Source organism: Mangrovibacter phragmitis, from assembly GCF_040429585.1.
Classification (GTDB): domain Bacteria; phylum Pseudomonadota; class Gammaproteobacteria; order Enterobacterales; family Enterobacteriaceae; genus Mangrovibacter; species Mangrovibacter phragmitis.
This window is the reverse complement of the sequence record NZ_CP134782.1, coordinates 2,219,134-2,245,505: the sequence shown is the minus strand read 5'-3', so window position 1 is coordinate 2,245,505 and position 26,372 is coordinate 2,219,134. Positions and strand designations below refer to the sequence as shown.

General features: G+C 51.6%; 25 protein-coding genes. 19 read left to right on the top strand and 6 right to left on the bottom strand.

Translation table 11 applies throughout. The annotated features are described in order from the left end of the window. Positions 1–58: 58 nt before the first annotated feature. Positions 59–961, bottom strand: coding sequence for a LysR family transcriptional regulator (locus MPHASIOC01_RS10970; RefSeq protein ID WP_064594591.1), 903 nt, complete (start codon positions 959–961; stop codon positions 59–61). A gap of 100 nt (positions 962–1,061) precedes the next feature. On the opposite strand from MPHASIOC01_RS10970, the gene MPHASIOC01_RS10965 reads away from it, so the two are divergent. Further along, positions 1,062–1,889 carry an SDR family oxidoreductase gene (locus MPHASIOC01_RS10965; protein WP_353614605.1) on the top strand — a complete coding sequence of 276 codons (828 nt, stop codon included), beginning with the start codon at positions 1,062–1,064 and terminating at the stop codon, positions 1,887–1,889. A gap of 292 nt (positions 1,890–2,181) precedes the next feature. On the opposite strand, the gene MPHASIOC01_RS10960 is transcribed toward MPHASIOC01_RS10965, so the two are convergent. Then, on the bottom strand, positions 2,182–3,207 hold the full coding sequence (locus tag MPHASIOC01_RS10960) for a GlxA family transcriptional regulator (protein WP_064594589.1): 1,026 nt from the start codon (positions 3,205–3,207) through the stop codon (positions 2,182–2,184). A 170-nt stretch (positions 3,208–3,377) separates the two neighbouring features. Between MPHASIOC01_RS10960 and MPHASIOC01_RS10955 the strand changes: the two genes are divergently transcribed. Beyond that, positions 3,378–4,133 (top strand): alpha/beta hydrolase, encoded by a 756-nt coding sequence (locus MPHASIOC01_RS10955; RefSeq protein WP_405027760.1) that lies wholly within the window; start codon positions 3,378–3,380, stop codon positions 4,131–4,133. Positions 4,134–4,232: 99 nt separating this feature from the next. Then, the gene (locus MPHASIOC01_RS10950; protein WP_353614604.1) at positions 4,233–4,514 is read left to right on the top strand and encodes an NAD(P)H-dependent oxidoreductase; all 282 of its coding nucleotides are present in this window, start codon (positions 4,233–4,235) and stop codon (positions 4,512–4,514) included. Positions 4,515–4,527: 13 nt separating this feature from the next. On the opposite strand, the gene MPHASIOC01_RS10945 is transcribed toward MPHASIOC01_RS10950, so the two are convergent. Next, on the bottom strand, positions 4,528–4,932 hold the full coding sequence (locus tag MPHASIOC01_RS10945; RefSeq protein WP_064594583.1) for a helix-turn-helix domain-containing protein: 405 nt from the start codon (positions 4,930–4,932) through the stop codon (positions 4,528–4,530). A gap of 113 nt (positions 4,933–5,045) precedes the next feature. Between MPHASIOC01_RS10945 and MPHASIOC01_RS10940 the strand changes: the two genes are divergently transcribed. The 3 genes from MPHASIOC01_RS10940 (at position 5,046) to MPHASIOC01_RS10930 (ending at position 7,417) form a co-directional block, all read left to right on the top strand. Beyond that, positions 5,046–5,663 (top strand): FMN-dependent NADH-azoreductase, encoded by a 618-nt coding sequence (locus MPHASIOC01_RS10940; protein WP_064594581.1) that lies wholly within the window; start codon positions 5,046–5,048, stop codon positions 5,661–5,663. A 126-nt stretch (positions 5,664–5,789) separates the two neighbouring features. Continuing rightward, positions 5,790–6,716 carry an oxidoreductase gene (locus tag MPHASIOC01_RS10935; RefSeq protein WP_064594579.1) on the top strand — a complete coding sequence of 309 codons (927 nt, stop codon included), beginning with the start codon at positions 5,790–5,792 and terminating at the stop codon, positions 6,714–6,716. 59 nt (positions 6,717–6,775) lie between these two features. After that, entirely contained in the window at positions 6,776–7,417 is a 642-nt protein-coding gene (locus MPHASIOC01_RS10930; RefSeq protein ID WP_064594578.1) for an NAD(P)-dependent oxidoreductase, read from the top strand. Positions 7,418–7,450: 33 nt separating this feature from the next. Here the strand turns inward: MPHASIOC01_RS10930 and MPHASIOC01_RS10925 are convergent, their stop codons facing one another. After that, a complete protein-coding gene (locus MPHASIOC01_RS10925; RefSeq protein ID WP_353614603.1) occupies positions 7,451–7,912 on the bottom strand; it encodes a hypothetical protein in 462 nt (153 codons plus the stop codon). Between the two features lie 66 nt (positions 7,913–7,978). Between MPHASIOC01_RS10925 and MPHASIOC01_RS10920 the strand changes: the two genes are divergently transcribed. The 6 genes from MPHASIOC01_RS10920 (at position 7,979) to MPHASIOC01_RS10895 (ending at position 15,796) form a co-directional block, all read left to right on the top strand. Beyond that, positions 7,979–8,962 carry an alpha/beta hydrolase gene (locus MPHASIOC01_RS10920; protein ID WP_353614602.1) on the top strand — a complete coding sequence of 328 codons (984 nt, stop codon included), beginning with the start codon at positions 7,979–7,981 and terminating at the stop codon, positions 8,960–8,962. A 270-nt stretch (positions 8,963–9,232) separates the two neighbouring features. Continuing rightward, a complete protein-coding gene (locus tag MPHASIOC01_RS10915) occupies positions 9,233–10,039 on the top strand; it encodes an IclR family transcriptional regulator (protein WP_064595505.1) in 807 nt (268 codons plus the stop codon). After that, positions 10,023–10,931, top strand: coding sequence for a 4-hydroxy-tetrahydrodipicolinate synthase (gene dapA / locus MPHASIOC01_RS10910; RefSeq protein ID WP_064594575.1), 909 nt, complete (start codon positions 10,023–10,025; stop codon positions 10,929–10,931). Before MPHASIOC01_RS10915 ends, dapA begins: the two co-directional genes overlap by 17 nt. A gap of 9 nt (positions 10,932–10,940) precedes the next feature. After that, positions 10,941–12,902, top strand: a complete 1,962-nt coding sequence (locus MPHASIOC01_RS10905; protein ID WP_064594573.1) for a YjhG/YagF family D-xylonate dehydratase — start codon at positions 10,941–10,943, stop codon at positions 12,900–12,902. Positions 12,903–13,099: 197 nt separating this feature from the next. Next, positions 13,100–14,449, top strand: coding sequence for a GntP family permease (locus tag MPHASIOC01_RS10900; protein WP_064594571.1), 1,350 nt, complete (start codon positions 13,100–13,102; stop codon positions 14,447–14,449). Positions 14,450–14,812: 363 nt separating this feature from the next. Next, positions 14,813–15,796: a hypothetical protein gene (locus MPHASIOC01_RS10895; RefSeq protein ID WP_353614930.1), complete on the top strand. Its 984-nt coding sequence runs from the start codon at positions 14,813–14,815 to the stop codon at positions 15,794–15,796. A 69-nt stretch (positions 15,797–15,865) separates the two neighbouring features. Here MPHASIOC01_RS10895 and MPHASIOC01_RS10890 read toward each other — a convergent pair whose 3' ends face one another. Together MPHASIOC01_RS10890 and MPHASIOC01_RS10885 are read right to left on the bottom strand one after the other, a co-directional pair. Further along, complete coding sequence (locus tag MPHASIOC01_RS10890) at positions 15,866–16,669, bottom strand: DeoR/GlpR family DNA-binding transcription regulator (RefSeq protein ID WP_353614601.1); 804 nt, start codon at positions 16,667–16,669, stop codon at positions 15,866–15,868. 33 nt (positions 16,670–16,702) lie between these two features. Beyond that, positions 16,703–17,599 (bottom strand): sugar kinase, encoded by an 897-nt coding sequence (locus MPHASIOC01_RS10885; RefSeq protein ID WP_353614600.1) that lies wholly within the window; start codon positions 17,597–17,599, stop codon positions 16,703–16,705. Between the two features lie 166 nt (positions 17,600–17,765). On the opposite strand from MPHASIOC01_RS10885, the gene yihU reads away from it, so the two are divergent. The 7 genes from yihU (at position 17,766) to MPHASIOC01_RS10850 (ending at position 26,351) form a co-directional block, all read left to right on the top strand. Next, positions 17,766–18,662, top strand: coding sequence for a sulfolactaldehyde 3-reductase (gene yihU, locus MPHASIOC01_RS10880; RefSeq protein ID WP_353614599.1), 897 nt, complete (start codon positions 17,766–17,768; stop codon positions 18,660–18,662). Positions 18,663–18,690: 28 nt separating this feature from the next. Further along, positions 18,691–19,569 (top strand): sulfofructosephosphate aldolase, encoded by an 879-nt coding sequence (gene yihT / locus MPHASIOC01_RS10875; RefSeq protein ID WP_353614598.1) that lies wholly within the window; start codon positions 18,691–18,693, stop codon positions 19,567–19,569. Positions 19,570–19,584: 15 nt separating this feature from the next. Further along, positions 19,585–20,826 (top strand): sulfoquinovose isomerase, encoded by a 1,242-nt coding sequence (yihS, locus tag MPHASIOC01_RS10870; protein WP_353614597.1) that lies wholly within the window; start codon positions 19,585–19,587, stop codon positions 20,824–20,826. Between the two features lie 68 nt (positions 20,827–20,894). Beyond that, on the top strand, positions 20,895–21,788 hold the full coding sequence (locus tag MPHASIOC01_RS10865; protein ID WP_353614596.1) for an aldose-1-epimerase: 894 nt from the start codon (positions 20,895–20,897) through the stop codon (positions 21,786–21,788). 100 nt (positions 21,789–21,888) lie between these two features. Then, positions 21,889–22,764 carry a sulfite exporter TauE/SafE family protein gene (locus MPHASIOC01_RS10860; RefSeq protein WP_353614595.1) on the top strand — a complete coding sequence of 292 codons (876 nt, stop codon included), beginning with the start codon at positions 21,889–21,891 and terminating at the stop codon, positions 22,762–22,764. Between the two features lie 122 nt (positions 22,765–22,886). Next, entirely contained in the window at positions 22,887–24,923 is a 2,037-nt protein-coding gene (locus MPHASIOC01_RS10855) for an alpha-glucosidase (RefSeq protein WP_353614594.1), read from the top strand. A 45-nt stretch (positions 24,924–24,968) separates the two neighbouring features. Beyond that, a complete protein-coding gene (locus MPHASIOC01_RS10850; RefSeq protein ID WP_353614593.1) occupies positions 24,969–26,351 on the top strand; it encodes an MFS transporter in 1,383 nt (460 codons plus the stop codon). Positions 26,352–26,372: the final 21 nt, after the last annotated feature.

The window sequence follows — 26,372 nt, the reverse complement described above, 5'->3', positions numbered from 1 at the left end:
AGTTCTCTTCGCCGTAATCCGTAATACCCGCCAGAACAGCCGTTAGCTGGCAGGTGAATTAATCTTGTGCTTGTAATGTTGCTTTAATTGTATCGACAAACAGTCGCAGTGCGACGGGCATATGCCGGTTTTGTGGAAAGTAAAGCGCAATACCTTGAGACGAAATTGCCCAGTCGCCCAGCAATGTAATCAACTGCCCGTTAGCGACCCACGGCTGTGCGTAGCGCTCCGGCACATATGCCAGGCCCAGCCCACTTACGGCGGCTTCAACCATTAACGCACTGTTGTCCAGAGTCAGGCTGCCCGGTACATCCAGTGCAAACTGTTGCCCATTTTGCTGGTATTCCCAGTGATAACGCTTGCCACTGGGCAGGCGCTGGCGCAAACAGGTGTGCTGCATAATATCCTGAGGATGTTTGATTTTCGCCCGCGAAGCCAGGTAACCCGGCGATGCTACAGTAACAAAGCGCATGGGGCCGCTCAGGGGTATCGCCACCATATCTTTAGGGACATCTTCAATAAGCCGAATGCCCGCGTCAAATCCTTGTGCCACGATATCAACCAATTGGCCTTGCGCGGCGAGATCAACTTCAATCCCTGGTTTTTGCTGGATAAACGCCGGTAATACCTTTTCCAGTAGAAGGCTGATAGCAGCATCGCTGGCGCTGATACGCAGTGTACCGTAGGGTTGGTGGCCACTGGCAGTCACGTCATTGAGCAGTTCATCCATCTCTTCCAGCAGCGGCGACAGGCGTGACAGCAGCATTTCACCTGCATCGGTTAAGGCTACGCTGCGCGTAGTACGATGAAACAGCCGCACGCCAAGTGTTGCTTCCAGACCTTTGATGGTATGGCTGAGCGTTGAACGCTTAAGCCCCAGCACATCCGCAGCAAGCCGAAAACTGTGCTGTTCGGCAATGGTTTTCACCGCCTGTAATTCACTCCAGGAAGGTCGCTTCATTGTTGAATTTTCCCCACCATCTCATGCCATTTTGTGGAGATTATGCCACCAATTATTCCGTTTATGATGAAATCCTGTTCACTAAATGGAGATGACCATAATGAAAACCTGGCTAATTACCGGTGCATCCAGCGGGCTCGGCCGGCTGATGTGTGAAATGCTTCTGGCCCGTGGCGACCGGGTGTTTGCAAGTGTTCGGCGTGAAACTGTACTGGACGACATGCGCGAAAAATATGGCGAACGCTTACAGGTGCTGGTACTTGATCTCAGCCATACCGCAACAATCAGGCCTGCTGTTGAGGCTGCATTTGCGCAGGCCGGGCATATCGATATTGTGGTGAGTAACGCGGCTTACGGTTTATTTGGCGCGGCAGAAGAGTTGAGTGATACACAAATTGAACGGCAAATTGCCACCAACCTTACCGGCTCAATTCAACTGATTCGCTCGGTGATTCCATTTATGCGGCAGCAAGGTGGCGGGCGTATTGTGCAGGTTTCTTCCGAAGGCGGGCAAATAGCTTACCCTGACTTCAGCTTGTATCACGCCACAAAATGGGGAATAGAGGGGTTTGTCGAAGCTGTCCGCCAGGAAGTCTCGACATTTGGTATCGACTTTTTGCTGGTCGAGCCGGGGCCAACGGCGACCAAATTTGCTGCCGGGCTGGATATTGCCGAAGCCTTGCCCGTTTACCGTGATACGGCGTCCGGGAAGTTAAGGGCAGCGCTGTTATCAGGAGAATTTGCGATTACTGGCGATGCGGTAAAAACTGTGGCAGCGATGATTGCTGCGGCTGATGCTGCGAACCCTCCTCTGCGCCTTCCACTGGGGAGCTCGGCATATAACAATATTAAGGCGGCACTGAAAATTCGCATGGATGCACTGCAGGCCATAAAAGCCGTGGCATATGGTGCAGACCGCGAGGAGTAGAGGCAGAACTACCTCGCCAGCATGATGGTCAGCATGAAAATGTGTAATCAAGACTTTATCGATCTGATTATTGATGCTGCTGTGCAGGGAGAGCAGGTAAACTTGTTCGTATGTTAGATGACTGGCGCCAGAGCTTTCCGGGCTATCACATTTACTATCAGGAACGAAAAGACAATTCAGCAGCATTCAAACTATTTATAGATCGACTGAAAAGGTACAAATATTAAATATTCCTTATCGACAGCATTATTTACAAGTTGTCATCGAAACCTTAGCTACAGGCTTGGTACTTTTACTTATTTAATTTTAAATCTGATACCGTATTTAAACTGCTGCGCTCTTCAATCCATTTACGATATTGAGAAGGCGTCATTCCCATCACCTGCCCAAAAGCTTTACGGAAAGCGGTATCTTCGGTGTAGCCACACTCTGCGGCAACCTCACGAATGTTGGTGACAGGGTTTGCCAGCAACACGCAGGCAGACTCAATTCTGACCCGGGTAATGAACTCCTTGGGACTTTCCTGCGTCAGTTTTTTGATTTTCCGCTGTAGTGTTCTCTCTGTCATATTCAACGCCGTAGCCAGGCCCTCAGCGCTGATACCAGGGTTGCGATAGCGGATCACCTCTTCGGCGCACATCAGCAGAGGGTGTCGGGTATTAATGAATCCCGGAGGGGCATACACCTGCTGAGACAGTGGCTGGCTGTCAGCCACGGCCATGTCTGCCGTCAGCCTGGCAACATCCGCACCCGCTTCTCGCTTAATGATATGCAGAGCAAGCGCTACCCAGGAAAGAGGCCCACCGCTGGTCAGCACGCGTTCATCCTCTTCAAGCGCTTTTCCCCACACTGGCCTGGCATTGGGGTAACGTTGCTGAAGCGTATGATACAGCCACCATGTGGTGGTACACCTCCGGCCGTCAAGCAGCCCGGCTTCACCCAGGATAAAGCCGCCTGCACAGGCACCTGCGACCCTGGCTCCCTCCTCATAACGTCGCCTTATCCAGACCGCCGCTTTCCTGATGCTTTCGCTGTTGACTGGCATGCGACTTACATCCAGCGCCATACCGGTGGCGATGATAATGTCAGGCTGACCGGCTGAAAGAAATGAGCAGTCGACGGGAATTAATCTGCCCTGTGCATCCCATACTGGGCCTTCGTCTGCACTAACGATCACGGTTTCAAAGGGGGGCGTGCTGAAGCGACCAGCATGCTCCGGGCTCCCAAGAACGACCTGATTGGTTATCCAGAATATGTCGGAAAGCCCGGCAATTGCCGACAGAAGGCTGCCCTCAAGGGCCAGTAAGGCGATGCGCATCGAAGTATACTCCGGTCTTAATTTGTCGCTTTTAACATGGTTAAAGTCCCTTGCCACACCTTACTCCCGCGTCCTGCTCCTTTTAAACTTACCACCATAGAGAACCAGGTCGATGTTGATCGGGTTTAAACGACGGTGAAACTCGGATGTGAATAAGGGTCGTCAACTATATGTTTAAGAACAAAACGTTTGCCACATTAATGTTCACTGCACTCCTGGGTGCATCCAATTTATCAGGAGCTGAAATGGTAAAAAATATCGTGCTGGTTCATGGCGCATTCACCGATGGTTCAAGCTGGTCTGAAGTCACGGAAAGGCTGCAACAAAAAGGATTTCACGTCACTTCGGTGCAAAATCCCCTGACATCGCTCGCAGACGATGTAACAGCAACAGAAAGGGTGCTGGCACGTCAGCATGGCGATGTCCTGCTGGTTGGCCATTCCTGGGCAGGCGCTGTGGTGACACAGGCGGGCAATGCCTCACGGGTTCGGGGAATAGTGTACCTGTCGGCACTCGTTCCGGATAGTGGGGAGTCCGTATCAGGTTTATTAACGCGGCTGGGTGCGCCCATGGGCGGGATGGAGGCCGATAAAAACGGGCTGATCTGGCTGGATAACCCGGCTGATTTTCGACGCGTGATGGCAGGTGATGTTCCCGAAGAGAAAGTTAAACTGCTGACAGCGTCACAGCAGCCCATCTCTGCCAGCGCATTTGACGGACTTGTCAGCCATGCAGCCTGGAAAGAGAAACCCACATGGTATCTGATGACGAAAGACGATCGCGCGCTGCCCTATCCGGTGCAGCAAAAGATCGTAAAAATGACCGGGTCAGTGACCGAACAAATCTCCTCAAGTCATATGTCAATGATTTCTCATCCGGCAGAGGTTGCCACATTTATTGAACGTGCAGCACGTTCATTTAAATAACAGGAATATCACTTTTAAACATTGTTCATTGCATCAGGAGACGGTTATAGCTCAAATCCAACATATTGATTCAGGCATTTTACAGGAAAGCTGACCCGGTTGTTGTCCTTCGAAACCGTACGTCAGCTGGAGGAAAAATTCCCTGAAGTTGTTACCCGCTATCGTGACGTTGTGCAGGACGAAATTCCGCACCTGACCGGTGAAATCGCAGCACTTTTCCGTGCCTTACCTGTCAGCGTATCCAGCGATGATGTGGTCACTCAGCATCGCCTGTCTGATGACCTGGTTGAAGAGTTTCAGGCGAGTGACGTCATCGTAATTGGCGCTCCGATGTACAATTTTTCTGTTTCGGCCAGCAAATGGCTTCAATCACTGCCGTAATCATGCTCCAGGCTTATCTCTCGTCTGGCTCGCGCGCGTCATCGAAGCGTTTATGTGCTTCGGCAATGGCCAGCCGGTTATCGTTTGCCCAGTTCACGAGCGCCATCACAGGCACTAACAGCGTCCGGCCGAGTTCGGTGAGTTCATATTCAACGCGTGGCGGAATCGTCGGATAGACCGTCCGGGTAACAATACCGTCGCGCTCCATTCCTCGCAAAGTCAGCGTCAGCATCCGTTGGGAGATACCTTCTATATTGCGCCTTAACTCATTGAACCGCCGCTTCCCGTTGGCCAGCGAGGCAATAATGTAGAGACTCCATTTGTCGCCGATACGATCCAGTATCTCGCGGGTAGCCTGACAGCCTCCCGAATCAGGGGATGGCAATTCTTCGGGCAAGTTTTTGTGACTCAGTGACATGGATGTGCCTTCTTGTTAAATGCAGACAGGAATCTTAGTATCCTCTGTATCGATAGATAACCAGGGATGAAAATGTTACCTGGTATCTATTTTATACCAAATGAGGAATCACTATGAGCAAAATCCTGCTGATTACATCCAGCCCTCGAGGAACTGAAAGTCTTTCCACACGCTTCGCCACGGAAATTGCCAATGGCATCAGGATGCAGTCCGGGGGCTCACTGACCGTTCGCGACCTTGTTGCTAACCCGGCGCCACACATTACGCAAGACTATATCAAGGGTCGCGTGATGGCGCCTGATGCCCGTACGGCAGAAGAGACTAAGGCTGTCGAAGATGCCATGGAACTGGTTGATGAGTTGCGTGTGGCCGACGTGATTGTGCTTGGGTCCGGCATGATGAATTTCGCTCCATCTTCACAGCTCAAGGCGTGGATTGACAACATCACCTGGCCGGGAGTCACCTTCAGTTACGGGACAGGCGTCCCCCAGGGACTGCTTACTGGTAAGAAGGTTTATCTGGTCACTGCTAGCGGAGGTGTTTTCTCGGAGGGAGTCTATGCACCTTTCGATTTCCAGACCAACTATCTTCTGCATGTGCTCGGCTTCATTGGATTGACTGACGTCGAACTCATCCGCATCGAGGGCACGGTACAAGGCCCGGATGCGGCAAAAGCTGCCATCGCCAGTACCGGGGCGGCTGTGCAGGCCCTTTTAGCGAAGGTGGCATGACCATGTCAATGAAGAAAACTGTCGTTCTTTTGGTGCAGGTACGGTCACTGCATGCAACTCTGTCCCCACGCTCGACGCAGAGATGCTTCTGTCGTTACCTGCGGCTTAACGGTGGAGGTGGTTCTGATGAGTACGTGGACCTTTGATGATATTCCGGATCAGACCGGCCGGACTGTCATAGTCACTGGCGCGAATACCGGAATCGGCTTCGAAACGGCTCGCATGTTTGCAGTCCGTGGCGCGAAGGTTGTGCTTGCATGCCGAAACCTCAGCAAAGGTGAATGCGCGCTCAAGCGAGTTGTTGATGAGAAGCCCTCTACGTTACCGACCATGGAGGCTCTTGATCTTGCGGATCTTGATTCCATCGCAGCCTTTGCAGAACGGTTCACTGCAACGCATGACAGGCTCGACCTGCTCATCAACAACGCAGGCGTGATGCTTCCACCCCTATTACGTACCAAACAAGGCTTTGAGCTTCAGTTCGGCACAAATCACCTCGGCCATGCAGCGCTTACTCAGCGCCTTATGCCGCTTGTGCTCCGCACGCCACATGCGCGAATTGTCATTGTTTCAAGCCTGGCCCATCACGCCGGTCACATGGCCTTCGACGACCTGAACTGGAATGACCGGCCATATAACGCACTGAAGGCCTATCAGCAAAGCAAGCTTGCGAATCTCCTCTTCGCTCTTGAACTTCAGCGACGTCTGGCTGCATGTGGTTCCGGCGTACTGGTCACGTCTGCTCATCCGGGGTGGACAAAAAGCGAGCTACAACGCCACTTGCGTCCGCACGAACGCGTCATGGCAAGCGTACTTAACCCCATTCTCCAGTTGGGGACGTTTGAGGGGGCGCTTAATACAATGCGTGCAGCAACTGATCCGAATGCACCACCGGGCAGTTACTGGGGGCCTGCACGCTTCTTCGGGCACAAAGGCCCTCCGGTACGTGCGCGTATCGATGAACGTGCGCAGAATGAAGAGACCGCAAAGCGCCTGTGGGTCGAAACCGAGAAGTTAATCGGTCTTCGGTTCGAATTGCCCTCCAGACCTTAGGCTGTGGGCAGCGCCCCCGCGTGTAAGAGCAAACAACATCTGTTTACCCGGAATTAAAAATGAAACTCTCTCTGTTTGGTGCGACCGGTCCGACCGGAAAATACATTATCGAAGAAGCTCTCAGGCAGGGCTACAGCCTGTCTATTTATACGCGCGATGCCAGAAAGGTTGACGCGTTCGCGGGAAAGGCCGAAGTCATCGTTGGCGACTTGCAGGACTATGAAGCAATTGCGAAGTGCGTTCGCGGCGCTGATGCAGTAATCAGCGCACTCGGTCCTGACAGCCTGAAGGTCCAGGGGAACAAACCGGTCATGCATGGTCTGTCCAATATCATCTCCGCGATGGAGCAAATGGGCGTGCGTCGCCTCATCCAGATCTCCACCGCCGCATATCGCGATCCCAGGGATGGGTTCACTCTTGGGACACATGCGTTTGTGTTGCTGTTCAGGGTGATTGTGCCCAGGGCTTATGAAGACATCAGGGCGACGGGTGAACTCATCGCCAGTTCCGGCCTCGACTGGACACTGGTGAGAATTCCGAACCTCAGGGATGGTCCTGCAAATGGCAATGTTGATGTGGGCTGGTACGGGCGGACCAGGCTCAGCATGAAACTGTCCAGAGGCAATTTGGCTAAGTTTCTTGTGGACCAGGTCACGGATAAAACGTTCGTGCGCGCCGCGCCGGGTATCGCTAATCGCTGAGTAACGAGGAGCGGGCTCATGTTGCGAATCGACTTATATACCGGGATCACTTGCTCCTGGTGTTTGGTGAGCCTGCACCAGCTCGACAATCTCGTGAAACGGACACGAAAACGCCCAGAGCCCCTCTGGTGACTTATGAAAGTAGCCGATACCATTGTCTGCCCGCATCCAGTTTACTTTTTCTTCGGCCCCCACCTGAAAGACAAAATCTTGAATCCCCACACCATGTAGTATCTCCATCGGATATCTGCCGACCCTGGTTCCCTTGTATCGATTAAATTCATAATAGAAGCTATCACTTGCCTCCTCATCACCGTTTACGTCAGACAGGTCAATAATATCCCAGGCATCCTCCCATCCCGGTGTATCATCATTGACAGTTACCCATCGAACCGGAAATGCACGATACGGAGTATCAATTGCTGGGAATAATTCAGGCTCCCCTGACTGGCAATTCACCATAACCATCGTATTGAAATTAGCAATCATTCGCATTAAATTATCTCTCTTTTGACGAGCAAGAGCTGCTGACGTCGCCGATAAAAGCGTGGGGCACACTGTATGGCTGGCTGGAACACGATAAAACCGTACCCGGGAACGAAGCTGTTTTCGGCACTGTGGGTGGCTTTATTGCTTATTCTTCTGCCTGCCGCCAGTGGCTACGCCAGGCCCGATATGCAACCGCTGGGGGAGAACATTGCCGATAAAGGCTCCAGCAGGTTTCACTTCAACGTGCAGCAGTTCAATTCTGCAGACCAGCAGCGGCACTATACCGTGTGGGCTGCCATACCCAACCAGCCGCCGCCACCTGCGGGTTACCCGGTACTGTATATGCTGGATGGCAATGCGGTAATGGACCGCCTGTCGGAGGCGTTCCTTGAGCAACTTTCAGCTAAAACGCCGCTGGTTATTGTGGCCGTTGGCTACCAAACCCGGCTACCGTTTGATTTAACCGCCCGCGCCTGGGATTACATTCCGCCGGAAAACACGCCTGAACCGGTAAAAGCCAGCGCAACGCGCTTTGGGCACAAAGGTGGCGGCAGTGCAGAGTTTCGCCACCTGCTGGAAAACGTAATTGCCCCAGCCATGGAGAAAGGGGTTCATATAAACCCGGCAGCACGCGGGTTGTGGGGGCACTCTTTTGGCGGGTTATTTGTAATCGATACTTATCTCTCTTCCCGGTTTTTTAGCTACTACTACTCCGCCAGCCCGTCACTGGAGCGGGATAACTTTGCTGTGCTGAAACGCCTGGTAAGCCTCACTCCGGCGCAGTTTTGCCACAAGCAACTGGAGTATATGGAAGGTACCGGAAGCAAGGCGCCTGCAACAGACAGTAATGCGCCGGTGAATGCTGCCTTAGTGCTGGAGCAGGCAGAACAGGCGATAAACACATTACGTGCGCGCGGGGTTAATGCCAGCGCCAGGCTTTACCCGGGGCTGACTCACGGCCAGGTATTTAATGCCTCTTTCCACAGTGCGTTGTTGCAAATGGCAGAACAACCAGCCACTGCTCCCACCACCACAACCTGTACTAACTACCACTAAAACCTGTACTAACTAATAGTACCGCTCTGCCGGATAAGCCATTAAGGCTGGTGGCCGGGCACCATCCAGTACCACTCTTCTTGTATCCAACCCAGGCCGCACACGCTCTGATGGCGGTTTTCTTGCTTTTCCCCGGTATTTTCTTTGCTGTAATTCCTTTTCTTTGGGCTTGCTCACATTACGCCTGGTGGTTGGTTCAGCATGCTGAACTGGCAGTATTTTGCTGCAATTGATGCCGATAGACTCACTTTCAACCAGAAGGAGCCGCCAATGAGCAGGACCGGGTGTACATCATTAATCCGTGCAGAAAAAATTCTGACCTACATCGCCTATATCGGTGCCGTGGGGTTTATGGAATTGCTCCGGGAGTTTCAGTACCCAAAAAGCAGCCTGCTGAATTTACTGAATACCATGGTGGAGTGCGGGTTTCTGGTTAAAAACAGCCAGGGGCAATACACCCTGGGGATTAAAAATTATGAACTGGGTTGCCAGGCGTTACACAGAAAAAATATTTTCGAAGTGACCAAACGGCCCATGCAGGCGTTATCTGCGCAAAGCGGGCTGATTTGCCATCTGGGAACCATTGAGAATGGGTACGCCATTTATTTAGATAAAGTGGAAACCCCGGGCACAGCTCCCACTCGTAAAAGCTGGATCGGCAAAAAACTGGAATTACATGTTACTGCTCTGGGTAAGGCCTTGCTGGCATGGAAGTCCAAAGAAGAAATTGACTACTTTATGGGAACGCTGGCGCTGGCAAAATATACCGAAAACACCATTACTGATAAGAAAGCATTTATTAGCGAACTGCAGAAAACGCGCTCCCGTGGCTGGGCAATTGATAATGAAGAATCTGCATATGGCGCAGTTTGTTTGAGTATGCCGATATTTGATTTGTACCACCGGGTAAATTACGTGATTTCGTTATCCGGTAATCCATTTATTTTCTCGGGAAAGAAAAAAGAGCATTACTTATCACTGTTGAAACAATGTTCAGAACAAATATCTGAAGGGCTCGGTTTTAAAAAACAACCGCGTTTTAGTAATAAGGGAAGTGTTTATGATTACAAAGTTTAAAGGCATTATACCTCCGGTTTCTACCACCTTTGATGCTGAAGGCAATATCGACCATGAGGCAATTAAGCGGGTGGCGGATTTTCTGATAACCCGGGGTGTGGATGGCCTGTTTTACCTCGGCACTGGTGGCGAATTCAGCCAAATGAGCACCGGGCAGCGGATGGCGTTTGCTCAGGCTGCGGTGAGTGCGGTAGAGCGGCGGGTGCCCGTGTTAATTGGCGTGGGTTCAACATCAATGGAAGAAGCCATCGCTCTGGCTCAGCATGCAGAAAAAATCGGGGCTGACGGGGTGGTTGTCATCAACCCGTTCTACTGGAAAGTGGCGCAACGAAATATTGAGTTGTACTACAGTGCAATTGCCCGCAGTGTTTCTTTACCAGTTATTATCTATAACTTCCCGGATTTAACCGGACAGGATTTGTCACCGCAAATGGTCAAAAAACTGGTACTGCAAAACAGCAATATTGTTGGCATTAAAGACACCATCGACAGCGTTGGCCACTTGCGCAGCATGATAAATACCGTAAAAGAAGTTCGGCCCGATTTTTCTGTATTCTGCGGTTATGACGACCACTTATTTAATACCTTGCTACTAGGTGGCGATGGCGCAATTTCCGCCAGTGCAAATTTCGCACCCGAATTATCTGTAGGCATTTATGATGCATTTTGCAAAGGTGAATATGCCCAGGCTGTTACGCTGAATAAAAAACTCATGCAATTACCTGGCCTGTATGCACTGGAAACACCGTTTATTTCATTAATTAAGTATGCAATGCAGTGCGTGGGCCTGCCAGTCAACACCTGGTGCCGCCCGCCGGTAATGGAAGCAACGGAAACAGCAAAACAGCAAGTGCGTGAACTACTGGCGGCTCAGGGGCTGTTAAAACAATAAGGTGGCTGTATGTTATTTACTGAACTGTATCCGCAAAATAATACGATTTACCAGGTAAGAACACATGCTAAAGGCCCTGAGGGGGAATTACCGCTCACTGCCGACATGCTCATTAACCGTCCGAGTGGTGATATTTTTGGCATGACCATGAATGCCGGGATGGGCTGGGCTCCACAAGAACTGGACCAGGACAGCGTGCTGTTACTCAGCACGCTGGGTGGGCTGCGTGAGCCTCAGGGCAAACCGGTGGCGCTGGCATTGCACCAGGGGCACTACGAGCTGGACATTCAACTCCGGGCAGCAGCACAGGAACTTAAAAGCCAGCACACATTACCTTATGCCGTCTATGTTTCTGACCCGTGCGACGGGCGGACGCAGGGCACAACAGGTATGTTTGATTCACTGCCGTACCGCAACGACGCCTCAATGGTGATGCGCCGGTTAATTCGCTCTTTGCCCAATGCAAAAGCCATTATCGGGGTTGCTTCCTGCGATAAGGGGTTACCGGCAACTATGATGGCGCTGGCTTCACAGCATAATAAAGCCACGGTGCTGGTGCCGGGTGGTGCAACGCTGCCTGCGCTGAATGGCGAAGATAACGGAAAAGTGCAAACTATTGGCACCCGGTTTGCCAATGGTGAACTGACCCTGCAAAGTGCCCGCCGCCTGGGGTGTTCAGCCTGTGCCTCTTCTGGTGGTGGCTGCCAGTTTTTGGGTACCGCAGGCACTTCGCAGGTGGTGGCAGAAGGCTTGGGGCTGGCTCTGCCTCATTCGGCACTGGCACCTTCTGGCGAACCTGTATGGTCAGAGATTGCCCGGGCCTCGGCTGCTGCGGCGCTGAACCTGATACGCCTGGGTATCACCACTAAAGATATCCTGACAGATAAAGCAATTGAAAATGCCATGATGGTTCATGCGGCGTTTGGCGGCTCGACAAATCTGCTGCTGCACATTCCGGCGATTGCCCACCAGGCCGGTTGCCGAATTCCGGATGTGGATGACTGGATCCGTATTAACCGCCAGGTGCCACGGCTGGTCAGTGTGTTACCCAATGGGCCAGTTTATCACCCCACGGTGCGCGCATTTATGGCGGGCGGTGCGCCGGAAGTAATGCTCTATTTGCGGGAACTGGGGTTACTCCATGAAGATGTCATGACAGTAACCGGCCATACCCTGAAGGAGAACCTTGACTGGTGGGAACACTCAGAGCGGCGCAGTAAATTCAAAGCGATTCTGCGCGAGCAGGAACAGGTCGAGCCGGATGACGTCATTATGTCGCCAGAGCAGGCACGCCTGCGTGGGTTAACATCCACCATCACATTCCCGGTAGGGAATATTGCGCCAGAAGGCTCCGTGATTAAATCAACCGCCATTGATACCAGCGTGATTGATGAAAACGGCCTGTATTACCATAAAGGCGCCGTAAAAGTGTACCTCAGTGAAAAAGCCGCAGTTTATGACATCAAGCATGAGCAGGTAAAAGCAGGCGATATTCTGGTTATCATTGGTACCGGGCCATCTGGCACGGGCATGGAAGAAACCTATCAGGTGACCAGTGCTCTGAAACACCTTTCCTATGGCAAACAGGTATCACTGATTACCGATGCCCGTTTCTCCGGGGTTTCAACGGGTGCCTGCATTGGGCATGTTGGCCCTGAAGCACTGGCTGGCGGGCCGGTAGGCAAGCTGCGCACCGGTGATATTGTGGAAATAAAGATTGATTGCCGCAATTTACAGGGAGAAGTGAATTTCCTTGGGGAAAACGCACAGAAATTGTGTGCCACGCCTGAAGAGGCTGCCCGTGTGTTGAATGCGCGCCCGGTTCACCCCGGATTAGGCCCAGACCCGGAATTACCGGATGACACGCGTTTGTGGGCCGCATTACAGGCGGTCAGTGGCGGAACATGGCGTGGGTGCGTTTATGACGTTGATAAAATCACCACAGCATTAAAAGAATATATGAATAAATAATAGTGGCCACTGGGTCTGATGATAAACCTCATGTCCGCATAGAACGAGAGGTTGTCACCCAATAAAAAACCTGGAAAATCAATTCATTGATTTTCGGCTACTAACTAAAAAGAAGGAAAAACCACGCTTTTTCCTTCTTTTCCATCAATCTGAGTGGCCTTTGGCCACTAACATCTTACCTGACATGTGAGGATATTATGCCACTGTTAATCATAGCAGTAGGTATTGCTGTACTACTGTTGCTGACAATTAAAGTTAAATTAAATACATTTATCTCATTAATACTGGTTTCTATTGGAGTCGCAATAGCCAGTGGGATGGGGTTAAATAAAGTTGTCTCCACTATTGAATCCGGGCTTGGAGGCACTCTGGGGCATATCGGTCTTATTTTTGGCTTTGGTGTTATGCTGGGGCGGTTATTAGCCGATGCCGGTGGTGCTCAGCGTATTGCATTAACCTTATTAAACTATTTTGGTGCCAAAAAGCTCGACTGGGCAGTAGTTTGCTCTGCATTTATTGTGGGCATTGCTTTATTTTTCGAAGTCGGCCTGATTTTGCTGGTGCCAATACTGTTTGCCATCGCCAGGGAAGCCAAAATTTCGCCAATGACTATGTGTGTACCTATGCTGGCAGGGTTATTAATTGCCCATGGTTTTCTGCCGCCACACCCCGGCCCGACGGTGATTGCCCGTGAATACGGTGCAGATGTAGGTAAAGTGCTGTTGTATGGCATTGCAGTAGGGGTCCCTTCGCTTATTTTGTGCGGCCCATTGATGAATAAAGTGTGCAGGCAACTGATCCCGGAAGCGTTCCGCAAAGAAGGCAACCTGGCTTCACTGGGTGCCACACACCACTTCACAGAAGAAGAAATGCCGGGCTTTGGCATCAGCTTTTTCACCGCCATGTTGCCAGTTATTTTAATGGCGGTGGTGACGATAATTGAAATGATGCACCTCAAAGCATCGGGCGATGCCGGTATTTTCTACAATGTTGTGTTGTTTTTCGGTAACTCGACTATCGCCATGCTGGTTTCTTTACTGGTTGCCATCTACACCATGGGACTGAGCCGGGGCAAAAATATCAACCAACTGATGGGCTCATGTGGCCAGGCGATTGCCGGTATTGCCGGGTTGTTGCTGATTATTGGCGGCGGTGGGGCATTTAAACAGGTGCTGATTGATTCCGGTGTTGGCACTTATATTTCAACTCTGGTTTCAGGTGTGAATATTAACCCCATCATTATGGCATGGTGTGTGGCTGCATTTTTGCGTATTTGCCTGGGCTCCGCTACAGTTGCCGCTATCTCAACTTCTGGCCTGGTGATTCCGTTACTGGCAAGCTACAGCCACACCAATTTAGCGCTCATTACACTGGCAACCGGTGCGGGTTCTTGTATTTGTTCGCATGTGAATGATGCCAGTTTCTGGATGATTAAAGATTTCTTCGGCCTGACAACCAAAGAAACATTATTATCCTGGACACTCATGTCTACACTGGTTTCAATCTCTGGGCTGGTATTTATTTTAATGCTGAATATGGTGTTGTAAGTATATTCACCTGTTAGCAGAACTGCGCCGTTTATTAGCAAAAGAGAATTTGTATATTCCTTGCTTTCTGGCAAAGGGGAAATAGCCATTATCTGGAGAACAGCTTATGCATACAATTCGATTGAAAAGCTGGTAACCCACAGCCAGTTGTTTCAACTCAAGCCTGCCAGTGCGCAGGCTTTTTGCTGTACAACACCGGGTAATTACGGCTGCTGATGTTTCGCCTGCCAATTTACGGGGGAGAACCCACGTTTCGCTTTATGGTATTTTCTCCCGGCTCAGAATTCCCCAACGCAAAAGGAGAAGGTGATGACAGATTACTGGTGAAAGGATCTTCTTGACCAGAAAGGCCGTTGGCAGGGGCTGGAATTGCAGGTTCGTAAAGGGTGCGGCCCGGCGATGGAGATGCTCAGCGGGCACAACGGCCGCATGGCGCTACAAATCAATAGTCAAACCCTGTTCTGGGCAACCATGCTGAAAGACCACTGCGGCGTCTGGCTGGTGTTTAATGCTGAACATCCTGCGCAGGAGTTGTTGTTGCCTGCCATTACTTCTGCCGATGTGGAGCGCGCGAAACGCGCAGGAGAGAGCCAGTGGCTGAGCGGCTGGTGCCGCTATTTTGCCCGGCAGCTTATGGAAGCGCCCACGCCGTTGTTGCCACCACGCCGCTGGTTATTACGCCCAATGGAAGCAGTGAAACCACAGGCACCTTATGCACTCAACCAAACGGTGCCATTCGGGCAATGGCGGTTCACAACACCTGCCAGCAGCGCCAATATTTCAGTGCCCTGGGCGCTGTACAGTGAAGATTTCCCTGACCTGCAAAGCCCGGAGATTGTCCGGTTTGTTGACTGGTGGTGGGGCGGGCACCTGTTGCTGGCGCGCTACCCGGTAGATTTGCACAGCGGGCGAGTGAAATGGTGGCGTAAAAAAAGCCGGGAAGGGGCACTGCCGCCCGTGTTGGTGTGGTTTATTGCTGGCCTGGCTTCATTTGTTATCCTCGACGGACATGACCGCCTGCAGGCGGCCATTGCGGAAGGTATTCAGCCACAGTTTCTGGTGCTCAGTGAATTGGGTGAACAGCGCTGGGAACCCGATGAACAGGCTCGCGAGCGGGTGCTGCGCTCACTGGCAATTCAGCAAGAAAAATGTAAGAAAACCGGTGCCAATATCGACGCCATGAACCAGTCACTGCTTAACCTGTACGACACCCGTTACCTGTACGCCCCCACTCACAGCCGAGCAATACTGGGCGATGGCAAGAACTGGGAGCGTGAATTAACGGCTTATTTGCAGCGTAATCACCTTGAGCAGCATCTGGCGGCTATTTTGGCGCGTGAAGAGTAACGTGCCGCCCTGCGGGGCGACACTGAGTTCATACCTGACAGACCTGATTGCATAAGTATGAAGTGTTACTTATGCGTCCGGGTTGTCATCCTGATCAGGCGTAACCTGAACAATTTCTATTTGCTGTGCCTGCAATAAATTTTGCAGTGCCGGGCCGGGCAATTCATCAGTGAACAGGGCTGTTACCTGAGCGACATTGCCTATTTCCACCGCAGCAGACGCATGGTATTTGGTGTGGTCCGCGGCAAGCAGGATTTGCCTTGAATGCGCCATCATACTTTTGACAACACTGGCTTCATTCACATCAAATTCCAGTAACGCCCCATCGCTTTCAATAGCTCCCACACTGGTTACCAGATAATCCGCCCGGAAGTCAGCCACAAATGCACTGGCTGAAGGGCCGATAATACCGCTGTTGTGGGCGCGCAATGTACCGCCAGGCACCATGACTTCGAAGCGTGGGTTGTTGTACAGAATATGCGCGACACGCAGGCTGTTGGTGATAATACGCAGGTGGTTATGGTTTAACAGTGCGCGGGCAACCTGTTCAACCGTAGTGCCAATGGTGATAAATATGGTAGACCCGTCAGGAATATAATCAGCCACCGCTTGCGCGATGGCTTTTTTTTCTTCCGTCCAGGAGACTTCACGTTGCTCGAACGCGGTATTTACCACACTGGACGCTCTGCCCGCACCGCCGTGGTGGCGAGTAAGCAGCCCTTGCTCACTGAGTTTACGAATATCACGGCGCACGGTTTGCGTGGAAACATCCAGCAAGCCTGCCAGCTCGTCAATATTCATATAACCCCGTTCACCAATCAGCATCAGCAACTGATCGTGTCGCGGGTTACCGGTCAGTTCAGTAAGACTCATGAAATGTCCTCGAAAAACCATAGTTCTGTCATTTTATACAGCAAGTGACAAAAAAGAACATGTTTGATCATAATCCGGAATACCCGCGCGCCCTCCTGGCCGGGTGCATTTCAGTGCTGCCACGCCACTGGCAAAGCGCACCGCCTCTGGTTGCGCGAGCCCGGATGCCAGGCTGAATGCCAGAGCACCATGAAATACATCGCCTGCACCAGTGGTATCAACCACATCTACTGAAAAACCAGGCTGCTTCTGTAACTGGTTATTCGCGAGCCATTCGCAGCCCCTTGCGCCACGGGTGACATATACATGTCCGTTTGTGAGCGTTTGCGATTTTTTAAGTGCCTGGTGTGGGTCTGTGATGCCTGTTAGCTTTGCAAGGCCGGGTTCAGAAAATACCGCATGGTCGCTCAGCGTGACGAGCTCACTGATATCCTGCGGCGTGGTGTCGCCATCCAGCAGTGTCATCACACCCGCCTGGCGCGCCAGTGAGAAAGCCTGCCTGGCACCTTCATGCCAGCGAACATCGGCCAGCACAAGATCCCATTGGGAAAAATCTATCTCCCTGAGCCAGGTGGCATCTGGCAGCAGGTCCGGACTGGGATAATTGACAATAATGCGCTCGCCCTGAGCATCCACCAGAATGGCAGACTGCGAGGACTTTGCTGCGCTGTAACGCCGGGTATAGCGGGTGTTGATACCAAAAGACTCAAGCTCCGCCAGCAGGCTGTTCCCGGTGTCATCATCACCCGTGCGGCCAATAAAATCGACCTGAGCCCCGAGCTTTGCTGCGGCTACTGCGGCGGTTGCTGCCGGGCCACCACCCACTTCAGTGTAGTGCTTCGCTACATATTTACCGCCTTCAGTTGGTAAACCCGCCACGTAATAAATCCGGTCCATCACGGTAATGCCGACACAAGCAATGCGAATCATGGTCATTCCTTAGCTGTTTTCAGATACCAACATTTTAATTTCACGAAATGTTTAAAAAGTGATGACTGTCAATTTTTTGACCAAAAATTACAAATAAGATCACAAACAGACAGAAATGACCAATCACGAATGACAAAAAGTGACAGAAATGTCTTGGGAGAGTGTTATGGCGGTTATCGCATTTATTGGACTCGGGCAGATGGGGTCGCCCATGGCGGGCAACCTGTTAAAGCAAGGGCACAAGCTCCATGTGTTTGATATCAACCAGGGAGCCATTGCGCGCCTGGTGGAAAAAGGTGCGCAGGCCGCTACCAGCCCAGCGGCGGCAACGGAAGGAGCCGAATTTGTTATCACCATGCTGCCAAACGGTGACCTGGTTCGCCATGTGTTGTTTGGTGAACAAGGTGTGTGCCAGAGCCTGTCTCCACAAGCACTGGTGATTGATATGTCCACCATTCACCCACTGCAAACCGACCAGTTGATTGCCGCTATGAGCGAAAGAGGTTTCAGCATGATGGATGTGCCCGTAGGGCGTACTTCAGACCACGCTGTGGCCGGGACTTTACTGCTACTGGCTGGTGGTACATCAGCACAAATTGAACGCGCCACGCCGGTATTAATGGCGATGGGCAACGAGTTAATTCCCGCAGGCGGCCCGGGAATGGGGATCCGCGTAAAGCTTATCAACAATTACATGAGCATAGCGCTGAATGCGCTGTCTGCTGAAGCGGCTGTATTGTGCGAAGCTCTGGGCCTTTCGTTCGATGTGGCACTGAAGGTAATGAACGGCACACCAGCGGGCAAAGGCCATTTCACCACTACCTGGCCGAACAAAGTACTCAAAGGCGATATTTCCCCCGCTTTTATGATTGACCTGGCCCACAAAGATTTAGGCATCGCACTGGATGTAGCCAACCAGTTGCATGTCCCGATGCCGCTCGGTGCTGCTTCCCGCGAAGTTTATAACCAGGCTCGAGCCGCCGGGCGCGGCCGTGAGGACTGGACAGCCCTGCTGGAACAGGTACGTAACAGCGCCGGGCTGGCGATGAAACAGAAAATGTAATGGCTTAAATACAGTAAAGGAAAATGGCATGAAGAGTTTCACCCTTAAAGATATTACTCGCCCGTCAGGCGGCTTTGCCATGCTGGCAGTAGACCAGCGCGAGGCAATGCGCTTAATGTTCGCGGCGGCAGGCGTGCCTTCCCCTGTGGAAGACAGCGTACTGACAAATTTTAAAGTGAACGCGGCGAAGATCCTGTCGCCATATGCCTCGGCCATTCTGGTCGACCAGCAATTTTGCTACCGCCAGGTGGTTGAACAGCAGGCGGTTGCCAAAAGCTGCGCCACGATTGTGGCGGCAGATGCCTTTATTCCCGGCAACGGTATGCCGGTCGATAGCGTGGAAATCGACAAATCCGTTAACCCGCAAGCCGTGAAACGTGATGGCGCCAAAGCGTTAAAACTGCTGGTGCTCTGGCGCAGCGATGAAGACGCGCAACAGCGCCTGGAAATGGTCAGAACATTCAATGAATTGTGCCACAGCAATGGGCTGGTAAGCATTATTGAACCGGTGGTACGCCCGCCACGTTGCGGCGACAACTTCAACCGTGAGCAGGCCATTATTGATGCCGCCAAAGAGCTCGGTGATAGCGGGGCAGACCTCTACAAAGTTGAAATGCCGTTGTATGGCAAAGGGTCACAGCAGGCACTGCTGGATGCATCACTCCGCCTGAATGAACACATCAATATGCCGTGGGTGATCCTCTCTTCCGGGGTGGACGAAAAATTGTTCCCGCGTGCGGTACGCGTGGCGATGACGGCGGGGGCCTCTGGCTTCCTGGCCGGGCGGGCCGTGTGGTCGTCGGTAATTGGCCTGCCGGATACCGAACTGATGCTGCGTGATATCTCTGTACCCAAATTGCAACGTTTGGGTGAAATCGTCGATGAAATGATGGCGAAACGCCATTAATGTGAGGGAAAAAGAATGAAATGGTTTAATACCCTGAGCCACAACCGCTGGCTGGAGCAAGAAACGGACCGTATCTTCGATTTTGGCAAAAAGTCTGCGGTGCCGACAGGATTTGGCTGGCTCGGTAACCAGGGGCAAATCAAGGAAGATAAAGGTACCCACCTGTGGATCACGGCGCGTATGCTCCATGTTTACTCTGTGGCTGCATCAATGGGGCGGCCAGGGGCATATGCGCTGGTAGACCATGGCATCAAAGCGATGAACGGCGCTTTGCGTGATAAAAAATACGGTGGCTGGTATGCCTGTGTAAATGATGAAGGCGTTATTGATGCATCAAAACAAGGGTATCAGCACTTTTTTGCCTTACTTGGCGCGGCCAGTGCGGTGACTACCGGGCACCCACAAGCTCGTGAGCTGCTCAATTACACCATCGACGTGATTGAAAAATACTTCTGGAGTGAAGAAGAGCAAATGTGCCTGGAGTCCTGGGACGAAGCCTTCACTAAAACAGAAGACTACCGCGGCGGTAATGCCAACATGCACGCGGTGGAAGCCTTCCTGATTGTTTACGATGTCACTCATGATAAAAAATGGCTGGACCGCGCTATCCGGGTAGCCTCAGTCATTATTCATGATGTTGCCAGAAATAATGAATACCGGGTAAACGAACACTTCGATGTTAACTGGAAACCCCTGCGCGATTACAACAAAGATAACCCTGCTCACCGCTTCCGCGCCTATGGTGGCACACCGGGCCACTGGATTGAGTGGGGGCGCCTGATGCTGCACATCCATGCCGCCCTTGAAGCCCGCAGTGAGCAACCCCCAGCCTGGTTGCTGGAAGATGCCAAAGGGTTGTTCAACGCGACAATACGTGACGCCTGGGCACCAGATGGCGCTGACGGCATTGTTTATACCGTGGACTGGGAAGGCAAACCTATTGTCCGTGAACGTGTGCGTTGGCCCATAGTGGAAGCGATGGGTACGGCCTATGCCTTATGGGTGGTAACGGGCGACAGGCAGTATGAAACCTGGTACCAGAAATGGTGGGATTACTGCATTACTTACCTGATGGACTACGAGAATGGCTCCTGGTGGCAGGAGTTAGATGCGGAAAACAAAGTGACGACCAAAGTCTGGGATGGTAAGCAGGATATCTACCACTTGCTGCACTGCCTGGTTATTCCGCGTATTCCACTCGCACCTGGCCTGGCACCTGCCGTTGCCGCTGGATTGCTTGATATTAACGCAAGATAAAACGAAGAACCTGCGGCATATCTGTACATTTATTGCTGGTATGCCGTTCTTTTATAAGGACTTCATAAATGCAGAAAATATCCAGGCACAGTGGTGGTGAAACTATCACGCTGCTGGCCGGCGACTACCGGGCGCAAATTGTTTCTGTTGGCGCCGGCCTTGCACAATTGACCTGTAAAGCGCGCCATTTGGTGATTCCCCATGACCCTTGCGTGATGCCGCTGGCACACCTGGGAAAAGTGTTGCTGCCCTGGCCGAACCGCCTTGCCGGAGGGCGTTATCAATATGCCGGGCAGGCGTACCAGTTACCGGTGAATGAGCCGGGCTCTGGTGCCGCAATTCACGGGCTTGTTGCCTGGCGTGACTGGCAGGTGATCGAGTTAACAGCCACAAAAGTGGTTCTGGCGCTGTTTTTGCCACCGGGCTACGGCTATCCGTTTTCATTAATGGTTCAGGCCATTTACTCGTTAAATGAACATTCAGGGTTGTCGGTGCGTATTATCAGTGAAAATTGTGGCGACCAGAAAGCCCCCTATGGTGCCGGTGTTCACCCTTATTTGACCTGCAATTTAACGCCTGTCGATAAGTGCTTATTGCAGTTACCTGCCAGACAGGTGATTGCCACACAAGGAGGGGATTTGTGTGATGCTGGCGCTCTGCATATGGATTATTCCCAGGCAAGGCAAATTGGTGAGCAACAGATTGACCATACGTTCAGGGCATCAGGCGAACAATGGGAAGTGAAGCTCATTGACGCGCAATTGGGCCGTTCAGTAAATATGCGTTCAGACCAGCCATGGATACAGATTTATAGCGGTGAAAAATTAAACCGCCAGGGCCTGGCTGTTGAGCCGATGAGTTGTCCGCCCGATGCGTTCAATTCAAAAATTAATTTGATTGAGTTATCCCCAGGCCAGCAATACTGCCTGTTTTTTAATATTTTCGAAGAACAACTTTACTAAGTGAATTAACCATGTGAAGAGTCTGGGTTATAGCTTTTCTGGTTTTATAAGCTTCGCAATTCACTTTTCATGGATTAATTGAATCGCTAAAGGAAATATTATGGATTTCTTTAATATCATTACCCCTGATGGCCTGGTACTGGATACGAATATTGTCTGTATCGTCATCGCATTAATGTTTCTTTATACATTTGTTGGGATCTGCGCAGGCTTTGGTGGCGGTTTAACTACTATGCCGTTAATTACGCTAATGTTGCCAGTAAAAATGGCAACGCCATTATCTGTGATTGTGGGCACTGCAACGGCGATTTACGCAACCTGGCTATCGCGTAAAGAAACCGACTGGCGTTCGGCAGCAGTACTGATTGCATTCTCATTCTTAGGTATTCCGGTAGGGTTGTACGCCCTCTCATACTTTCCCGACCATATTATGAAAATGGGGTTGGGGGGCTTCCTTATTCTTTACTCATTCTACAGCATGTTTATTCCCCGGTTGCCGGTTTATGACAAGCGCTGGATAGCCGCACCTTTGGGGGCAATCGGTGGTGCATTGGGTGCAGCATTCTCAACCAATGGCCCGCCGGTTGTGATGTACGGCATGTTGCGCAATTTGGGCCCGGCAGCGTTTCGCGGCACACTGAACGCATTTTTTACCGCGAATAATATTGCTGTTGTTGGCGGGTTAGCGACCAGCGGTATTCTGACTATTTCGGTTGTGAAGCTGGTGGTGTTTTGTATTCCGACGATGATCCTCGGCTCACTGGTTGGGCAATATGTTCATAAACATATTTCCGTTAAGGTTTTCCGGGTGCTGGTTTTTATATTACTGATTGCTTCCGGGGCTATGTTAATTAAAGGTGCGTTAGGCATTTCTGCACTGACTGCACTTGTGCCTCCCTTTGCATTACTGGTTGTATTACAGGCTCTGTTTGGGAAACGAATCTCTGCACTGCGCAACGCAATAGAGGGAAAGTAATTAACTAAGTGTTGGCCGGGTGAATAATGGCGTTTTCATTGAATGCACAACCTGGTTTATTAATGTGGGTATTATAAGACTTTATATTTTGGTATTTACCGATTACATGGAGAATATTATCAATGAGCAGGTTAAACCCGTATCTGGCTGCGGTTCAGTTAACCCAATCCTCCCAGGGATTCAGTGTGTATTATCAGCAACGCCTGATACTGCAACACAATACTGAAAAACCTTGTTTGTGGGTGGGGTGTGGTACCGCAGATATTAATATGTTCCGCGGTAACTTCAGCATTAAAGATAAGCTGAATGAGAAAATTGCACTGAGCAAGGCCAGAGTACGCGAGTGCCCCGAAGGTTGGCAGGTAGATTTCAGCCGGGGAGACTGTATCCGGGCAACCCTGCAAATTGGGGTGGATGAAGCCGGGCGGCTGGTGCTGAACCTGCATAACGAAGACCAGTACCATAACCGCATCTGGCTGCGCCTGGCAGCAAACCCGGAAGACCATATTTATGGTTGCGGTGAACAGTTCTCTTATTTTGATTTACGTGGCAAACCCTTCCCGTTGTGGACCAGCGAACAGGGGGTTGGGCGCAATAAAAATAGCTATGTCACCTGGCAGGCAGACTGCAAAGAAAATGCCGGTGGCGATTATTACTGGACCTTTTTCCCACAGCCGACATTCGTCAGCACCCAGAAGTATTATTGCCATGCGGATAACAGCTGCTACATGAATTTCGATTTCAGTGCTCCGGATTACCACGAATTAGCGTTGTGGGAAAACCAGGCGACACTGCGTTTCGAATGTGCCGATTCTTATATCGCGTTGCTGGAAAAACTGACCGCGTTGTTGGGCCGCCAGCCAGAACTGCCTGACTGGGTGTATGACGGCGTTACGCTGGGTATTCAGGGCGGAACCGATGTATGCCAGCAGAAGCTCGATACCCTGCGCCAGGCAGGCGTGAAGGTGAATGGCATTTGGGCACAGGACTGGTCCGGCATCCGCATGACTTCCTTTGGCAAACGCGTAATGTGGAACTGGAAGTGGGACAGCGACAATTACCCGCAACTGGACAGCCGCATTAAGCAGTGGAAAGAAGAGGGCGTGCAATTCCTTGCTTATATCAACCCTTATGTTGCCAGCGATAAAGACCTGTGTACAGAAGCGGCGCAAAAGGGCTACCTGGCCAAAGATGCAGCGGGCGGCGATTACCTGGTCGAGTTCGGCGAGTTTTATGGTGGTGTAGTCGACCTCACCAACCCGGCGGCTTACGCCTGGTTCAAAGAGGTTATCAAAACCAACATGATTGAACTGGGTTGCAGTGGCTGGATGGCGGATTTTGGTGAATACCTGCCAACAGACACCTTCCTGCACAACGGTGTCAGCGCGGAAATTATGCACAATGCCTGGCCTGCGCTGTGGGCCAAATGTAATTACGAAGCGCTGCAGGAAACCGGCAAGCTCGGTGAGCTGATGTATTTCATGCGTGCCGGGTATACCGGGAGCCAGCGCTATTCCACCATGATGTGGGCCGGTGACCAGAATGTGGACTGGAGCCTGGATGATGGCCTGGCCTCTGTCGTGCCTGCGGCACTCTCATTGGGGATGACCGGCCACGGCCTGCACCACAGCGATATTGGTGGTTACACCACGCTGTTCGACATGAAGCGCAGTAAAGAGTTGTTGTTGCGCTGGTGTGATTTCAGCGCGTTCACACCAATGATGCGTACCCATGAAGGCAACCGCCCGGGCGATAACTGGCAGTTTGACAGCGACGCCGAAACCATTGCGCACTTCGCGCGTATGACCACCATTTTCACCACTCTCAAACCTTACTTACGCCAGGCAGTGGCCCAAAACGCGGCCACCGGGTTACCGGTAATGCGCCCGCTGTTCCTGCATTACGAAGACGATGCCCACACCTACACCCTGAAATACCAGTATCTGCTGGGGCAGGATTTGCTGGTGGCACCGGTTTATGAACAGGGGCGTGATGAGTGGTCGCTGTACTTGCCTGAAGACAACTGGGTAAACATGTGGACAGGGGAAACCTGCCGGGGCGGTGAAGTGACGGTTGCGGCCCCACTCGGTAAACCGCCAGTGTTCTGGCGGGCACAAAGTGAGTGGGCACCGCTGTTTGCTTCTTTACGCACTATCTGAGTAGGCTTGCCCGCAGCGTAAGTTGCGGGCACATGGAGAACGATAATGACTCAACCCGATGCCAGTCCGGCAACCCTGCGCTTGCCCTTTAAAGAAAAACTCGCCTATGGAATGGGTGATTTAGGCTCTAATATCCTGCTGGATATTGGTACGCTCTATTTACTTAAATTTTATACCGACGTATTAGGGTTACCCGGCACTTACGGCGGGATTATCTTCCTGATCGCCAAGTTTTTCACCGCATTTACCGATATGGGTACCGGTATTCTGCTGGATTCCCGGCGTAACATTGGCCCAAAAGGCAAGTTCCGCCCCTTTGTACTTTATGCCGCTTTTCCGGTCACTCTGCTGGCAATTGCCAATTTCGTTGGAACACCCTTTGAAATCACCGGCAAAACGGTGATGGCAACGGTGCTGTTCATGATGTATGGCCTGTTCTTCAGCCTGATGAACTGTTCATACGGTGCCATGGTGCCGTCGATTACCAAAAACCCGGATGAACGCGCTTCGCTTGCTGCCTGGCGCCAGGGTGGTGCGACACTGGGGTTATTGCTGTGTACTGTCGGTTTTGTTCCGGTCATGAACCTGATAGAGGGCAACGACCAACTGGGCTATATCTTCGCCGCCACGCTGTTTTCCCTGTTCGGCCTGTTCTTTATGTGGTGGTGTTATGCCGGGGTGAAAGAGCGCTATTCCGAAGCCAAACCTGCCAGCGCGCATCACAAGCCTGGTTTGCTGCAATCATTCAGAGCCATTGCCGGTAACCGCCCGTTGTTTATTCTGTGCATCGCCAACCTGTGCACTCTGGGTGCATTCAATGTGAAGCTGGCAATTCAGGTGTATTACACCCAGTACGTACTGAACGACCCAATCCTGCTGTCATGGATGGGATTTTTCAGCATGGGTTGTATCTTCATCGGGGTCTTTATGATGCCGGGCATGGTCCGGCGCTTTGGTAAGAAAAAGGTTTACATTGGCGGCCTGCTTATCTGGGTGGCAGGCGACTTACTGAACTATTTCCTGGGTGGTGGCTCTGTCAGTTTTGTGGCCTTCTCCTGCCTGGCGTTCTTTGGCTCAGCCTTTGTCAACAGCCTGAACTGGGCGCTGGTTTCCGACACCGTGGAATACGGTGAGTGGCGTACCGGCGTGCGTTCAGAAGGCACGGTTTACACCGGTTTTACCTTCTTTCGAAAAGTGTCGCAGGCGTTGGCTGGCTTTTTCCCCGGCTGGATGCTTACCCAAATAGAGTATGTCCCGAACGTGGCGCAGTCTGCGCATACCATTGAAGGGTTACGCCAGCTGATCTTTATTTACCCTTGCGCGCTGGCGGTTATAACCATTATTTCCATGGGCTGCTTCTACAATTTGAACGAAAAAATGTATGTGCGAATTGTGGAAGAAATCGAAGCCAGAAAACAAACCGTTTAAACCTGGAGATAACGCCCTGCG